Annotated in this window: 12 protein-coding genes; 5 read left to right on the top strand and 7 right to left on the bottom strand. The window is 62.7% G+C overall.

Annotation, left to right across the window (positions count from 1 at the left end):
* The first annotated feature begins 302 nt into the window (after positions 1–302).
* The 3 genes from shiA to B0G74_RS38370 all read left to right on the top strand — a co-directional run bounded on the left by shiA (position 303) and on the right by B0G74_RS38370 (position 3,520).
* On the top strand, positions 303–1,622 hold the full coding sequence (gene shiA, locus B0G74_RS38380) for a shikimate transporter (RefSeq protein WP_132382078.1): 1,320 nt from the start codon (positions 303–305) through the stop codon (positions 1,620–1,622).
* 355 nt (positions 1,623–1,977) lie between these two features.
* Complete coding sequence (locus B0G74_RS38375) at positions 1,978–3,381, top strand: OFA family MFS transporter (RefSeq protein WP_132382076.1); 1,404 nt, start codon at positions 1,978–1,980, stop codon at positions 3,379–3,381.
* Positions 3,382–3,391: 10 nt separating this feature from the next.
* On the top strand, positions 3,392–3,520 hold the full coding sequence (locus B0G74_RS38370) for an oxalate:formate antiporter (protein ID WP_132382074.1): 129 nt from the start codon (positions 3,392–3,394) through the stop codon (positions 3,518–3,520).
* A gap of 198 nt (positions 3,521–3,718) precedes the next feature.
* Here B0G74_RS38370 and B0G74_RS38365 read toward each other — a convergent pair whose 3' ends face one another.
* The 4 genes from B0G74_RS38365 to B0G74_RS38350 all read right to left on the bottom strand — a co-directional run bounded on the left by B0G74_RS38365 (position 3,719) and on the right by B0G74_RS38350 (position 10,236).
* A complete protein-coding gene (locus tag B0G74_RS38365) occupies positions 3,719–6,529 on the bottom strand; it encodes a YadA-like family protein (RefSeq protein WP_132382072.1) in 2,811 nt (936 codons plus the stop codon).
* A 365-nt stretch (positions 6,530–6,894) separates the two neighbouring features.
* Positions 6,895–8,115, bottom strand: a complete 1,221-nt coding sequence (locus tag B0G74_RS38360) for a sensor histidine kinase (RefSeq protein ID WP_132382070.1) — start codon at positions 8,113–8,115, stop codon at positions 6,895–6,897.
* 305 nt (positions 8,116–8,420) lie between these two features.
* The gene (locus B0G74_RS38355) at positions 8,421–8,846 is read right to left on the bottom strand and encodes a DUF3830 family protein (protein ID WP_132382068.1); all 426 of its coding nucleotides are present in this window, start codon (positions 8,844–8,846) and stop codon (positions 8,421–8,423) included.
* 478 nt (positions 8,847–9,324) lie between these two features.
* Positions 9,325–10,236: an AraC family transcriptional regulator gene (locus B0G74_RS38350; RefSeq protein ID WP_132382066.1), complete on the bottom strand. Its 912-nt coding sequence runs from the start codon at positions 10,234–10,236 to the stop codon at positions 9,325–9,327.
* Positions 10,237–10,418: 182 nt separating this feature from the next.
* On the opposite strand from B0G74_RS38350, the gene B0G74_RS38345 reads away from it, so the two are divergent.
* A complete protein-coding gene (locus B0G74_RS38345; protein ID WP_132382064.1) occupies positions 10,419–11,420 on the top strand; it encodes a LuxR family transcriptional regulator in 1,002 nt (333 codons plus the stop codon).
* A 129-nt stretch (positions 11,421–11,549) separates the two neighbouring features.
* Here the strand turns inward: B0G74_RS38345 and B0G74_RS38340 are convergent, their stop codons facing one another.
* The 3 genes from B0G74_RS38340 to B0G74_RS38330 are packed head-to-tail and all read right to left on the bottom strand — an operon-like array spanning position 11,550 to position 14,707.
* A complete protein-coding gene (locus B0G74_RS38340) occupies positions 11,550–12,965 on the bottom strand; it encodes an amidase family protein (protein WP_132382062.1) in 1,416 nt (471 codons plus the stop codon).
* Positions 12,966–13,022: 57 nt separating this feature from the next.
* The gene (locus B0G74_RS38335) at positions 13,023–13,784 is read right to left on the bottom strand and encodes an ABC transporter permease (RefSeq protein WP_132382060.1); all 762 of its coding nucleotides are present in this window, start codon (positions 13,782–13,784) and stop codon (positions 13,023–13,025) included.
* Positions 13,781–14,707 carry an ABC transporter ATP-binding protein gene (locus tag B0G74_RS38330; protein ID WP_132383256.1) on the bottom strand — a complete coding sequence of 309 codons (927 nt, stop codon included), beginning with the start codon at positions 14,705–14,707 and terminating at the stop codon, positions 13,781–13,783. Before B0G74_RS38330 ends, B0G74_RS38335 begins: the two co-directional genes overlap by 4 nt.
* Positions 14,708–15,097: 390 nt before the next feature.
* On the opposite strand from B0G74_RS38330, the gene B0G74_RS38325 reads away from it, so the two are divergent.
* The gene (locus tag B0G74_RS38325; RefSeq protein ID WP_132382058.1) at positions 15,098–15,514 is read left to right on the top strand and encodes a hypothetical protein; all 417 of its coding nucleotides are present in this window, start codon (positions 15,098–15,100) and stop codon (positions 15,512–15,514) included.
* Positions 15,515–15,570: the final 56 nt, after the last annotated feature.

The raw sequence follows: 15,570 nt of genomic DNA, 5'->3' as shown, positions 1-15,570 counted from the left end.
TCAATATTCCGTATGTAGTATATCAATAACTGTTGTTTTCAGGATTACATCCTCACGGTAGCACGGGCTGCTTCCCGATGGTTTATCGCCATGCACGAACGCATGGCGCTCGGTGTAAACGCGCAAAACGCGCGCTATGCGCGCAGTCGCGTCCGATGATCGCGCAATTTCTATCGGATGCGGATTGTGGGATCGACTCCGCATCATTAACCTTCGCACATCCTGCAATCGATCGGGAGCGGCCACAGCCCTGCGTCTGTCGCCCGTCCCCAGCAGCCCGAGAATTTCAAGGAGACATTGTCATGAGTACCACCATCCCGACGGCCGCAACGGTCGACAACCGCAAGGCGCGCAGCCAGGCCCGCCAGGCGGCGCTCGGCAGCTTCGTCGGCGCCGTGGTCGACTGGTACGACTTCCTGCTGTACGGCATCGTCGCCGCGCTCGTTTTCAACTCCGAGTTTTTCCCAAAAGTCAGCCCGGCGATGGGCACGCTGGCCGCGTTCGCCACCTTCGGCGTCGGCTTTCTGTTCCGTCCGCTCGGCGGCTTCGTGTTCGGACACTACGGCGACCGGCTCGGACGCAAGCGCATGCTGGTGCTCACGGTGATGATGATGGGTCTGTCGACCGCCGCGATCGGCCTGCTGCCGTCGTTCGCCACCATCGGCTGGTGGGCGCCGGTGCTGCTCGTGACCCTGCGCGCGATCCAGGGCTTCGCGGTGGGCGGCGAATGGGGCGGCGCGGCATTAATGGCGGTCGAAAGCGCGCCGGAGAAGAAGAAAGCGTTCTATAGCAGCGGCGTGCAAGTCGGCTACGGCGTGGGCCTCGTGCTCTCGACGGGACTGGTCGCGCTGATCAGCCGTTCGATGGACAACGCGTCGTTCCTGAGTTGGGGCTGGCGCCTGCCCTTCCTGTTCAGCGTGGTGCTGGTGCTGATCGCGCTGTGGATCCGCTCGAGCATGGAAGAGTCGAAGGAGTTCGTCGAAAAAGTCGGCAAGCACGGTGAGCGCAGCGTGCGCCTGCCGATCGTCGAAGCCTTGCTGCGCCACCCGAAGGCGTTCCTGCTGATCATCGCACTGCGTCTGGCCGAGTTGTTCACGATGTATATCGTGACCGCATTCGCACTGAACTACTCGACGGCCAATCTGCACATGCCGCGCGAGTTCTTCCTCACCATCGGTCTGCTGGTGGGCGCGCTGAGTTGCGTGACGATTCCGTGCTTCGCGTTGCTGGCAGACCGTTTCGGCCGCCGCCGCGTGTATATCGTCGGCGCGCTGGTCGGCATGCTGAGCGCGGTGCCGTTCTTCCTCGCGCTCGAAGCACGCTCGACGGTGTGGATCGTGGTGTTCGCCGTCATGCTCGCCAACATCGCGCACGACATGGTGGTGAGCGTGCAGCAGCCCATGTTCACCGAACTGTTCGGCACCGAGTACCGCTACAGCGGCGCGGGCGTGGGTTATCAGGTGGCGAGCGTGGTCGGCGGCGGCTTCACGCCGTTCATCGCGGTGGCGCTGGTCAGCTTTGCCGGCGGCTCGTGGCATCCGGTGGCGGCGTATCTGGCCGTCGGCTGCCTGATCTCGGTGCTCGTGGCGGCCAAGATGAAGACCGGGCGCACCGTCGACTGAGTTTCCCTCGATCACTGATAAGCGGGCCGGCGTGGCGAAAGATGCCATTGCCGGCCCGCTTTGCTTTGAGCGTTCGGTAGCTTATTTCGGACAGCCTCATTGCCAAGCCGCAATTCGACAAATTACGGTCGTGTTTCACCAGGCAAACACCTTATGTATTTGCATCTCATATTGCCAAGGGCTTGATCGCGCCCTATCGTTCGACGAAGCTGATTTTGGCGCGAATTCGTGCACACCATATGCACCTTAATTACATATATCGACGGCACCAAAAACCACAATTTTTACGCCGCGAGACCTAAAGCATTGGTGTGAAGCGCCGATAACAACTAATTCGTCACCCCGGAGACCGACCATGAGCAGTATCACCGAGCCTAGCGGGAATTCAGGCTCCGCCCCCTTCTTTTCCAAACAGGCCACCGTTGCGAAGCCAGGTTTTTCGCGCTGGATGGTTCCGCCTGCGGCCCTTGCCGTCCACCTCTGTATCGGCCAGGCGTATGCCTTCTCGGTGTTCAACGGCCCGCTGACCAAGGTCATCGGCATTACGCAATCCAGCGCGGATGACTGGTCGCTGACATCGCTCGGCTGGATCTTTTCGCTGGCGATCGTGTTCCTCGGTTTGTCGGCGGCCTTCGCCGGCAAGTGGCTCGAACGCGTCGGCCCGCGCCGCACGATGTTTACCGCCGCATGCTGCTTCGGCGGCGGCTTCCTGGTTTCCGCGCTCGGCGTGTATCTGCATCAGATCGTGCTGCTCTATCTCGGCTACGGTGTGATCGGCGGAATCGGGCTGGGCCTCGGCTACGTGTCGCCGGTGTCCACGCTGATCCGCTGGTTCCCGGATCGCCGCGGCATGGCGACCGGCATGGCGATCATGGGCTTCGGCGGCGGCGCGATGATCGCCGCGCCGCTGTCGGTGGCGTTGATGAACCACTTCCGAAGCGCAACCAGCATCGGCGTGGCTGAGACGTTCGTCGTGCTCGGCATCGCCTACTTCATCTCGATGACGATTGGCGCACTCGCGATCCGCGTGCCGCCGGCGGACTGGAAGCCGGCCGGCTGGACGCCGGGCGCCACCAGCCAGAGCAAGATGATCTCGCGCAACCATGTGCATATCGATCAGGCGTTGAAGACGCCGCAGTTCTATCTGATCTGGCTCGTGCTGTTCCTGAACGTGACGGCCGGCATCGGCATTCTCGGCCAGGCCTCGGTGATGATTCAGGAGAGCTTCAAGGACACGGTGTCGGCAGCCGCGGCAGCCGGTTTCGTCGGCCTGTTGTCGCTCTTCAACATGGGCGGCCGTTTCGTGTGGGCGTCGGCGTCGGACTGGATCGGCCGCAAGAACACCTACTTCATCTTCTTCGCGCTCGGCGCGGTGCTGTATTACCTCGTGCCGGGCTTCGCTGCGTCCGGTCACATCGCTCTCTTCGTGCTCGCCTACTGCGTGATCCTGACGATGTACGGCGGCGGCTTTTCCACCGTGCCAGCGTATCTCGCCGACATGTTCGGCACGGCGTTCGTCGGCGGCATTCACGGCCGTCTGCTGACGGCGTGGGCCGCGGCGGGCGTCGCGGGTCCGGTGCTGGTGAACTACATTCGCGCCTATGAAGTCGCGCAAGGCGTCGCCAAGGCGGACGCCTACACGATGACCGTTCACATCATGGCCGTGCTGCTTGTAGTCGGCTTCGTCTGCAACCTGCTGGTCAAGCGCGTGGACGACAAGCACCACATGACCGACGCACAACTCGCCAAAGGCGCTTAAGGAGACTCGTATGTCGACCGTTCGAGCAGGGAATCAGACCAGCAAGGCCAAAGTCGCCGTCTTCTGGCTGTATGTGACGCTGCCGCTGGCATGGGGCGTGGTCAATACGCTCTCGCAGGCGATGAAGCTCTTCAAGTAAATGTCGTATGGCAACCCCGCGCGTTCAGCGCGCGGGGTGCTTGCAGCGAGCATGACTCGCTGACTGTCTACCGGCGCATGTCAAACGCGCCGATCTCCCGTCTCCCTGTTGCCATTGGGACGGGCGCGCCGGCCGTGAGCGCGGTCGTCGCGGAATTGATGCCCGCGCCGCTCGGGTGCGGCGAATAACCCCCTTGCGTTACCACTGGTAGGCCGCACCGGCACCCACTGTCGTCGTGGCTGAGCTAATGCCGGCACCCAGCTTCACTTTCAGGTTCTGCGTGACACGCGCCGACACGCCGACCGCTACGGCCTGATAACCCTTATACCCGGCCGTTCCGACACCGATCGCGAGATTTTTGGTCGCGTCCACTTCCGGCACCATGGTCAATGCAATAGCGGACGCCGTTCCGGTGTAGGCGGCGCGTGCTATGTTGCTCAGGCCGCCCTGGAACTGCTGCATATTCACTGCATCGGTGGGCGTCTGGCCTGCCGCGACGTTGGTGATGCGGCGCTCGCTGCCGGACGAGCCGACCGACACCGTGTTCGTCACATCGGCTACCGACCCCTCGCCGATCGCCACCGAGTTCGGCGCGGACGCTTTGGCGCCGCCGCCAATCGCCACCGAACCGTTGCCGATCGCCTGAGCCGCGTTACCAGAACTGCTGACGGCGACATAGGGACTGCCCGTGGTCTGACTGTTCTGCACCACGTTGACCTGCTGACTAAGACTGCTGACAGTCTGATTGGTGTTCCAGAGTTGAGCACCGGTCACTGCATCGGTACTGGTGGCCGATAGCGTGCCGTCCTGCAGATTGGTCAGCTGTACTTTCGGCGCATTGGCCGCCGTGCCGCCTAGCGTGATCCTGTCATGCGCCGAACTGTCGTACTGCACCGCATTCGCGACCGCCCCGCCAAGGTTGCCAACGGTGGTCTGCAGGCCGGCAATGTCGCTGCTGTTCTGCGTGACGCGGCCGTCCAGGTTGGTAATCGCGCTACCGACGTTGTTCACGACCGTGCCGCCCACGCGATACGACGGCGCCGTCACCGAACCGTCCGCGTTGACGGTCGACCCGCCGCCGAGCGCCACCGCCGTGCCCGCCGACTGCGCATACAGTTGCGAACCGTTGACCGCGTCGCTGCTGGCCGGAGCGACCGCGCCGGCTGCCACGCCTGTGACGACGCGGTTGCCCGCCGTGCCGGCCAGGTTGATCAGGTTACCGTCCGTGATTGCACCGACATTGATGACACGCGACACCGGATCCTGCGTGATCATGCCGATCCCGCCGGTCGCCATGTTCTGCTGCAAGGTGGTGAGGCCGTTGTCGAGCGAGCCGAGCGCGTCGCCGACGGTGGTTTGCGTGCCGCCCTGCATGTGATAGCTCGGGCCGGTCACAGAACCATCGGCGTTGATCTGGGCGCCGCCGCCCAACGCGGCCACCATCGGTTTGAACTGGCCGAGATTGACCGCGGATGCATCGGTGGTGCCCGCCGCAATCCCGGTCAGCTCGCGTGCGCCGCCGGTACCGGTGAAATCGACGCGGGCGCCATCCGTGCCTTTCGCCACGGTGAGATTACGCGACGTCTGATCCTGCTGAACGAGCCCGATCTCGCCATTGGTGATCTGGTTGGTGATGTTGTTCACGTCGCCTTCGATCGTCGTGGTGCGCTGATCGAGGTTGCTGATGTTCGTCGTGTTGTCGGTGACGCGCTGATCGAGGTTGCTGATGTTCGTCGTGTTATCCGTGACGCGCTGGTCGAGATTGCTGATGTTCGTCGTGTTATCCGTAACGCGCTGATCGAGGTTCGTGATGCTGCCCGTGTTCTGCGCGACGGCCTGATTCGTGGTGAACAGCTGCGCGCCGTTGACGGCGTCCGAACTGTTGGCAGCGAGATTCGCGGCGCGCACGTTGGTGAGCCGAACCGGCGCGGCGGCGCCGCCCAACGTGACGGCGCTGTGTGAGCTCGAATCGTACTGGACAGAATCCGCGCTGGCCTGAGTGCTGGTCGTGACGGCGGCCGCGAGCGCGGAGCCGACGTCGTTGTATATCTTCCCGCTGACTTTGTAGACAGGCTTTGCGATCGTTCCGTCAGCGGCGACGTCCGTGCCGCCTCCCAGTACGGCCGCCATGCCCTTCAACTGTGTGACGTTAGCGGCATCGTTACCCTGGATACCGGCTGCAACATTGGTGATCTGCCGTTGCAGCGTGGCATTGCCGACTGAGACGGTATTCGACCGGTCCGCGACGGAATCCGCACCGAGCGCTACGGAACCCGCTGCGGTAGCTTTCGAGCCGGAACCGAACGCGATCGCTTTCGCTGCGGCCGCCGTGATCCGGGCACCGCTGCCGGCTGCGATCGAGTCTACGGCGTCCGTCTGGACGTTTGTCCCGATAGCCACCGCGTTGACATTCTGAACGGCTGCCATGTAGCCGATTGCAACACCATTCTCGGCGAAATAGTTGGACGTCGCGCCGGCGCCCACCACCGTCGCATAAGGCGCCAACGCTGCTGCGCCCGCGCCGACCGCGGTCGTGTTGCTACGCGCAGCGCCGGAACTCGTACCGACTGCGAGCGCATTGTCGTCGATGGCCATCGCACCGACGCCAATCGCCATTGCGTTTTCTCCCCCCGACGCGGACGTCGTCAAAGCCGGCGTAGTGAACGAACTCACAGCAATGTATTGGGTGACCGGTACTGCGTCCGTCAACGCGGCGGCTCCCAGAGTCAGCGTTTTCGAACGGGCCGCGCCGGATTCGGGCGGCTGGGAGACGGTCGTCAGCGTGTCGACATCCCATTGCACAGGCGCATTCATGATCGGGTTGGGCGACTCCTCCGCCGCTCTCGCAGGCGAAGCCACCACCAGGACGCCAAACAGACTGGTTCCGGCGGCCATCAGCGCCCCGCGTACCGAAGCCCCTTTCGCACCGCGACTTTTCGCCACCCCGGACGCCGCCGCGTAGGTGCGGGTCGCGTTGTTCCATACGGTCCTATAAGACTTGTTCAACATTCCTCCCAATCTTTTTCTTAAAGCCTCGTACGCCAAGATTTTTCTTATGTCATCCTAACTATTAAAGAGAGATCAGCAAAAACTTGAGATGGCATTGCGCTTTCACTTGGCCGACAAAAGCGAAGCGCACAGTTTGCCGCCATGCCCCGATTACGCGGAATACGGCAAATTCTTAAAAGCTATTTTTTAGCTCGAATTAGCTCAAAGGCGTAGTCCATTTAAGACGCGAAATGCCAAACGTCTCAATGTGCACGGACTGTGCATTAGGCCGGATTAAGTGGAGGTTCAGTTATTCTTAAATAATGGATTGGTCAATTAAGAATTACGGCCCAAACCCTTAAACGGACAAACGCCGAATAGCGCTATCACCCATCCACCGCCTGCAAGCGCATTGGAAAACTGATCTCGAAGATCGTCCCTTCGCCTTCCTGCGAGTCGAAACGAATTTCGCCCTCCAGCACCCGGCACAGTTCCTTGACGATCGCGAGGCCCAGGCCGGCGCCCGGAACGTCGTCATCGGCGGCGCGCTCGAACTCCTTGAACACGCGTTCCCGGTCCGACGCGCCGATGCCCACCCCCGTATCCGACACGCGCAGGCGCCAGCGATCGTCCTCCGCGGCCGTCATGCTCAATTCGACCTGACCGGCCTTCGTGTATTTGGCCGCGTTGGTCAACAGGTTGAGCGCGACCTGCTTGAGTTTGAGTCGATTGGAGACGACCACATCCAACGCCCCGTCGAAGGCAGTCAGAAGGCGCAGCCCTTTCGCTTCGATCGCGCTTTCGCACGAAATCACCAGTTCGTCGAACAGCTCGCGCAGCGCGAAGGTTTCCAGCACGAGGGGACTGTCGTCGCCGAGCACGACCGAGTATTCGACCAGTTCGTCGACCAGCGTTTTCATATCGGCCGCCTGACGGTTCGCGAGCGCGAGCGCGGTCTCGACCTTGGACGGCGCGCGGCTGATCAGTTGCAGCGCCATCGAAAACACGTTGAGAAAGTTGCGCAAATCGTGCACGACGCTACGCGTGATCTGCATGCGCGACTCGTACAGATCGCCGACCAGCCGTTGCTTGAGCGTCAGTTCGTGATTCGCGCGTTCGAGGCGTCCGGTGTAGTCGTCGATCTTCCGGTCGCGCTCGTTGACGACCTCGCGGATCGAGGTCAGCGTGACAAAGCTGACGGCTTCGTCGATGAAATGCCGCGCCCGCTCCTCATGACGCCGCGTGAAATACGGCCGGGCCTCGCTGAATTCGACGATCGCGCCGGTCAGCATCTGCCGGAACAGATCGAGCTCGCGCACCAGTTCGTCGATCCGGTAGCCCTGCTTCCAGCGCAATTTGCCGTGCAGGCGCGCGTCGCGTTCGATCGCGCTCTCGACATGGTCGAGATCCTGGTTCTCCAGCACGCTGCAGATTTCGTCGAGGATGTTCGGGATGTGATCGGCCAGTTGCTCGTAGGTCAGCCGGTCGGATTCGGTCAATTCGGCGTCGTGAAAGACGGCCTTCATCCAGCGTTCGGTCAGATCGACCTGTTGCAGGCGCAACTGTGTGGCGAAAGCGGTAAGCGGCAGTACGTGCGAGTCCGTCATGTGCGAGACCTGGCGCCGCATGGCGGCGAAAATAGGTGTTCCGCGCCGGCTCCAAAGAACTGCTTTCGGAGCGTACCTAACGCGTCCGCATGGACTGCAAACCGCGCTCAGGAGGCAGAAGGTGAGCGCTTCACAAGCCGCCCGGGCGCCTCCAGTATGCGCGATTTATGGAATAAAAATTAACCAGGGTTAGGACGCGTCCGCAGTAGTGCGCCGCAAAGAAAGCCTCCGTGAGGGTCTCACAAAGAAAGTCCCCTCAAGAGCCGCCCGAACGTCTCCCCCTTGCGCAACCCGGCGCCACTGCTTCAGATCTTTTCGAACAATACGTCTTGCGCGCCTTCCCACAACACCTTGGTGCCGAGTTCGCGCAGCTTCTCCTTGCCTTCGACAATGGTCAGGAAGTGATTGCCCGCGAGTTGTCCCAGTTTGCTCGCGAAGCAGCACGAACCGTACGCGAGAATGATCTCGGTTTCGCTGTAGCCGCCGGGGTAGAACAGAATGTCGCCGACCGACGGATGGCTCGTGTGATTTTCGAAGCCGACCGCCGCGCCGTCGTTCTCGAGCTTGAAGTCGCCAAGCGGCACCCAGCAGCCTTCGCCGCTCCAGCGCACATGAATGATCTTCTGCCGGTACGGCAGGAGCTTCAGGAAGGCAGCCACGGTTTGCGGCGCGTCCGGATGGGTTTCGGCGGTAAAGACATGGCCACAGGAGGTGATTCGGAGTCGGGTCATCGCCAGGTTTCCAGTGTGAGGTGAATGGAGTGGTCGGTCGGAGGTTTGACGCAAGGCGGAGCCAGGCCGTAGGCACATCATTCTGTCGTCCGATGCAAGGCTTCGACAGATACAGTTGCCGTTCGACTGGTCAGGCCAGTTGGACCAGTACTGTTTTCTTGTGCGAATACCGCCCGGCAAGCCACAACGGCACACGCATGCCAGGTCCAACCGCCCGAGCGCCACGAAAGTTCGTAGTTTGCAAGCCGCGCAATGCGCAGCACACTGCGCAAAGTGCGTGATTCCCAAGGCGGCTCATCGGACTGTACCGTCCGGCGGCCCAACCCTGTCTGCCGTCAGAGACAGGGGCCGCAGCATTGCCCGGCGGCGAAAGCGGCGAGGCTCCGAGTGTACTCATCGGACTGCCTCGAACCGTCCGCCGCCGTCCCGCGATTGCCGGGCTGACCAGCCGGCCACTTCCAGCCGCGCAATCCGTACTTCAGCCGCGCAGCCGGTAAGCGAGCGGTGTCACGCCGTAGTCACGCTTGAACTGCACGGAGAAATGACTGGCACTCTCGAAACCAACCGCGATCGCAATCTGCAGCACGGTCTGATCGGTGGCACGCAATAGCCGCGCCGCTTCCTCGAGCCGCAATCGCGATACGTACTGATGCGGCGTCTCGCCGGTCTCGCGGCGAAACACACGCGCAAAATGAAAGCTGCTTAACCCCGCCTGTGCGGCCAGTTCGCTGATCGCCAGATCCTCGGCGAGATTGGCGCGAATGTAATCGGTTACACGGCGGATCCGGCGCGGCACGAGGCGTTCCGGGCGCGCCAGCAATCCGGCCAGCGCGGGGCGGCCGCGCGAATAGTGCTGCAACAGGTGCGCGGCGAGCGCGTGAACCAGCGCATCGACATACAGGCGCGAGTCGGCCGGATCGGCGGCGGCGCGATGCAATGCAGCAAGCATCGCGGCGATCAACGGATCACGAAACCGCATCGCGTCGCCGAGCGACAGCTCGCGGGAGCCGCCGAGCTCCATCTGATCGGCGACGCTGTCGATCAGGCTGCGCTCGATGTGCAAATGGACGGTCGACAGCGGCTCATCGCTGATCGAACGCCAGCGCCACGAGATCGGCGCGGGCGGCACGAACCAGACGTCGCCCATCCGCAGATCGGCGCTTTCCCAGCGCCCGTTCAGGTTGCGCTCGAGGTGCTCGGCGCCGCTCGCGAGGGTCATCAGCGTGAGGTCCTGCAAGCCGGGCGCTTCCAGCAGTTCCTGCTCGGCCGGTTCGAGATAGGAACGCAGCACCAGGTGCCGCCACGGGCGATCCACGCTCGACACCAGTTTCTGGCCCGCCATGTAGCGGTCGTAGGCGAGCGTCGTTGTGAGTTTTGGAATTCGTGCCATCACGTCCATTCCCAGGGAGGTGCCATATGAAGAGTGAACCCTGCCATACCCGCGTTGCCAATCCGCTGTCGGAGCAAGAACTCAAAAATGATAGCAAGGAACCGGCTACCGCAATTTTTGGAAATAGCTAATCATTCAGGTTGTCGTCTTTCACGCGTTTCGAACGCCGGAGCTACCGTTTCATGGAACACGAATGCGATACGCTGCCGCATTGGCTGACCGGCTCGCCGCAAGGCGAAGCCGGGCACGCGTCGGCAGCATACAACTCGGCGGTTACCGCCCAACCGGCTTACCCGGCCGGCACGCGGCAACTCGAGAAATCAGCCCACGCGGCTGAAGCATCCAGGGCATCCAGCCGCACCGCAACAGGCGCGACGCCCACAGGTTTTCTCACACTCTTCACCGAGGAGGAGATCGGCACGCCCTCGCCCGCGGCGCGCCGCGCCGCACCGGTCATCAGTCCGCTGGTGCGTTTTGGCAGCGCGCAGGACCGCATCGAATTCGTGCGGCAGCGCATCAAGCAACTCGGCTTCGACTCGTTCAGCTATTCGGCCACGCGCACGTCGGCGCATCACAAGACGATGTTCGTGCTGACCAGCTACGAGTCGCAAAGCTGGCTCACGCGCTATTTCCGCGAGCGTTATTTCGAGCTCGACCCGCGCGTGGCACTCGCCTCGCCGACCGGCATGCCGTTCCTCTGGAATACGGCCGACATGCGCGCCGACCTGCCGCGTGCGCAAATGCGCAGCGAACGGCTCGGCGGCCTGATCGACTTGCTGGAGGCGACCGGGCGCAAAAGCGGCATTCTCACGCAGATGCCGCTCCCCGAGCCGGAGCTGAGCGCGAGCCTGTGCTTCAATTCGGAGATCGGCAATCCGCGCTGGATGACCGAATCGATCGTGGCCGAGACGCTGATGTTCGCGCACACGATCCACGAGTTCATCTGGACGCACGCGAAGAGCGTGATCGGCATCGCGCCCGCGCAGCAGCAGCGCGTCACGCTGAGCGAGTTGCAGCATGCGGTGCTGAAGGCGGTCGTGCAGGGTCAGCGTGACAAGGAGATTGCCTACTTCCTCGGGCTGTCGCCGCATAACGTCGACTACCACTTGCGCCGTCTGCGGCAGTTGTTCAACGTGCGTAACCGCGTGCAGTTGATCAACGTCGCGCAGGCGTATGTGACGTAAAGGCTGGCGTCGCGGCCGGCATGCCCGTTCGGGTGCCGGCCGCGGTGCGATTTCACCCTCCCCTCACACGCCCCTTCAAACGTTCTCTACGCGCGGCTCACACGCCGCGCATCGTGCGCAGGTTGACGTTCAAAAGACTTGCGGCTTGCCCGTGGCCCACGTGCCGACGATCTCTTCGATTGCGCGCGCCGCCGAGAGCAACGCCGCCTCGCCACGCGGCTTACCGACGATCTGGATACCGACAGGCAGCCCGCTCGCGCTCATCCCGCACGGAATCGCCATGACCGGCATGCCGGTGAGCGTCAGTGCATAAGTGATCGCGAGCCAGTCGATGTAGGTCTCGAAGTGCTGGCCGACCGCGTCGCGGATATCGCGTGCTTCGACCGGAAACGGCAGCACGATCGAGGCCGGACAGATCAGCACGTCATGGCGCTGCAGCAGTGCATTCAGCTTGTAGAAGAGTTCCGCACGGGTGCGCTGCGCCGAACGCATCGCACGGTTGTCCAGTTGCAGACCGAACTCGATGTTCCAGATCACGTTGGGATTCAGCACGTCGCGGTGCTGCGCCAGCACGTCTTCGTAGTTCGTCGCGTAGGCAATGCCGCGCAGCGTGTGAAACGCCTGTGTCGCCGCGCTCAGGTCGAGATCGCTCTCCTCCACGCCGACGCCCGCCGCCGCGAGCCGATCCATCGTCTTGCGGCAAATCGCCAGAATTTCCGGCTCGACGATGGCGATGCCGAGTCCTTCGCTGAATGCCACACGCGCCGGCCGTTGCGGCCGGCGCGCATGCTCGAGGAACGAGGTCGCCGGCTCACGCAGCGACAACGGCGCACCGTCGACTTCGCCGCACATCGCGTCGAGCAGCAGCGCCGCGTCGGTCACGTTGCGCGCCATCGGCCCGTGAATGCCGAGCGTGTCGTAGGGATTGGCGACCGGGCCGTACGAGACGCGGCCCGGCGTCGGACGCATGCCGACCACGCCGCAGAATGCAGACGGCGTGCGCAGCGACCCCGCCAGATCGGAGCCCTGCGCGACCCACGCGGTGCCTGACGCCAGCGCGGCCGCCGCGCCGCCGGACGAGCCGCCCGCCGAACGCGACAGGTCCCACGGATTGCGCGTCACGCCGAACACGCTGTTATACGTATGGCCGCCGGAGCCGAACTCCGGCGTGTTGGATTTTGCGTAGACCACGCCGCCGTGCGCTTCGAGCAAGGTCACGCCGGCATCCGACGTTTCAGGCACACGGTCGCGGTAGACCAGCGAACCGCGTGTGGTGCGCACGCCCGCCACGTCGGTCAGATCCTTGATCGGCACCGGCAGGCCGCATAGCAAGCCGCGCTCGGCCACGGGCTTCTTCAGCAGCGCATCGGCATGCGCGTGCGCACGCTCGAAACAGAGCGTGGGCAGCGCGTTGACCTGCGGTTCGACGCGCGCGACCTGCGCGGCGAGCGTGTCGAGCAGGTCGTGCGGACTCACCGCTTCCTCACGCAACAGATCGACGACTTCGCACGCGCTTCGCTCAATCAGACTGAGATCGACGGACATAATGGCTATCGGCTCCGTGTTGGGGGTGTCCGTGAGTTTCGCATGACGGGCGGCCTATCAGGTCTTGAGCCGATAACCGGTCTTGAAGATCCACGCAACGATCAACAAGAACACGGCCAGAAAAAGCGCGGTCATGCCGAGGCTCACCTCGACATTCACATCGGCGAGACCATAGAAGCTCCAGCGAAATCCGCTGACCAGATAGACGATCGGGTTGAACAGCGTCACGACCCTCCAGAACGGCGGCAGCATATTGACCGCATAGAAACTGCCGCCGAGAAAAGTCAGCGGCGTGATGATCAGGAGCGGCACGAGCTGCAGCTTCTCGAAGCTATCCGCCCAGATGCCGATAATAAAACCGAGCAGACTGAACGTGACCGCCGTGAGCACGAGAAACAGGATCATCCAGAACGGATGCTGCACTTGCAGCGGCACGAACAAGCCCGCGGTCGCAAGAATGATCAGCCCGAGCAGAATCGATTTGGTGGCCGCCGCGCCCACGTAACTCACGACGATTTCCAGATACGACACCGGCGCCGACAACAACTCGTAGATCGTGCCCGTAAAGCGCGGAAAGTAAATCCCGAACGACGCATTCGAAATGCTTTGCGACAACAGCGACAGCATGATCAATCCCGGCACGATGAACGCGCCGTAACTGATACCGTCCACTTCCTTGATGCGCGAACCGATCGCCGCGCCGAACACGACGAAGTAAAGCGAAGTCGAAATCACCGGCGCGATGATGCTCTGCATCAGCGTGCGCCAGGTGCGCGCCATCTCGAACTTGTAGATCGCGCGAATTGCGTAGATATTCATTGGTCACCTCGGAGCAGACTGACGAAGATGTCTTCGAGCGAACTTTGCGTGGTGTGCAGGTCCTTGAAGCGGATGCCGGCGTCGTCGAGCGCCTTGAGCAGCGCGATGATGTCGGTGCGGCCGCCCTCGCCTTCGTAGGTGTAGATCAGCTCGGTGCCGCCCTTCGCGACGTCGAGCCCATAGCCGGTCAGCGAGACCGGCACTTGCGCGAGCGGACTCTCCAGTTGCAGCGTCAACTGCTTCTTGCCGAGCTTGCGCATCAGCTCCGTTTTCTCTTCCACCAGCATGATCTCACCGCCGCTGATCACGCCGATGCGGTCGGCCATTTCCTCGGCCTCGTCGATGTAGTGCGTGGTGAGGATGATCGTCACGCCGCTCTCGGCGAGCGAACGCACCAGCTTCCACATGTCGCGGCGCAACTCCACGTCCACGCCGGCGGTCGGTTCGTCGAGGAACAGCACACGCGGTTCGTGCGAGAGCGCCTTGGCGATCAGCACACGCCGCTTCATGCCGCCCGAGAGCGTGATGATCTTGCTATCGCGCTTTTCCCACAGCGACAGGTCGCGCAACACCTTTTCGACGTAGGCCGGGTTTTTCGGCTTGCCGAACAGTCCGCGGCTGAACGAGACGGTCGCCCAGACGGTTTCGAACGAGTCGGTGGTCAACTCCTGCGGCACGAGGCCGATCAGCGAGCGCGCGCCGCGATAGTCGGTCGCGATGTCGCGGCCGTCCACCGTCACGCTGCCAACGCTTGCGTTGACGATGCCGCAGATGATGCTGATGAGGGTCGTTTTGCCCGCGCCGTTCGGACCGAGCAAAGCGAAGATTTCCCCGCGGTTGATGGCCAGATTGATGTTTTTGAGTGCATGAAAACCAGTGGCATAGGTTTTCGACAGGTTCGTGACTGAGACGATTGGCTGCATGGAATCGACGATGGCAGACACCGTTGTTTGATTAGAGGGAGCGATGCTAAAGCGCCACCGCACCCGCAATGTAATGGAAAGTGCGAAAGCGTGCAGCGCATCCCGGCAGCGCACCGAAACCACGTGGGGTCGAGGTGGACGAAAGGCGGGCCGCAACGGCATGGCAAGACGCGCACGCTGAATCGGTTTCGCTGCACTGCAAAATAGTTCGGTTTCCATATCGGTTTGATCACGCGACGCCGGGAACGCCCCATGCTCGATCACCGGCATGCTGCCGCGGCCCCATGTTCGAGCGGAACACGATCGAGCGAGGCACACCGCTTGCGGCAGTCCATGCATGTGAGCGACAGGCGCTTGCGTGACATCAAACCGACTCTATGGAGGTGAACCATGAAACGCATTACCAAGACAATTTTCGCTTCGGCGCTCGTGATAGCACTGTCGGGCGGCGCTTATGCGCAGGCTGGCGGTGGCGCCGGTGGCGGCGGAGGTGCAGGCGGCGGAAGTGCGGGCGGTGGCGGTACCGGCGTGGGCGCGGGCGGCGGCACCACCGGTGGCGCGGGCGGGACCGCTACGCCTGGTGTCGGCGCCGGATCGATGAAGAGCCCGAGCGAGTCGGGCTACGGTTCGCCGGGCGTGACCGGCACCGGCGGCGGCATGGGGACCGGCACCGGCGCGACGCCGAATAGTCCAGCCATGAACCGATCGAACAGCGGCATGGGTAACGGCATGAACAACGGTACGCGCAGCGGCACCGGTAATGGCATGAATAACGGAACCGGCGGCACGATGCAAAACGGCCAGTAAAACACGGCTGCTAATGCATTGAGTCACTCGGTTCGAACCGGGGCGGCGGCGCCGAC

The organism is Paraburkholderia sp. BL9I2N2 (assembly GCF_004339745.1).
GTDB lineage: Bacteria > Pseudomonadota > Gammaproteobacteria > Burkholderiales > Burkholderiaceae > Paraburkholderia.
This window is presented reverse-complemented; position numbering and strand designations above follow the sequence as displayed.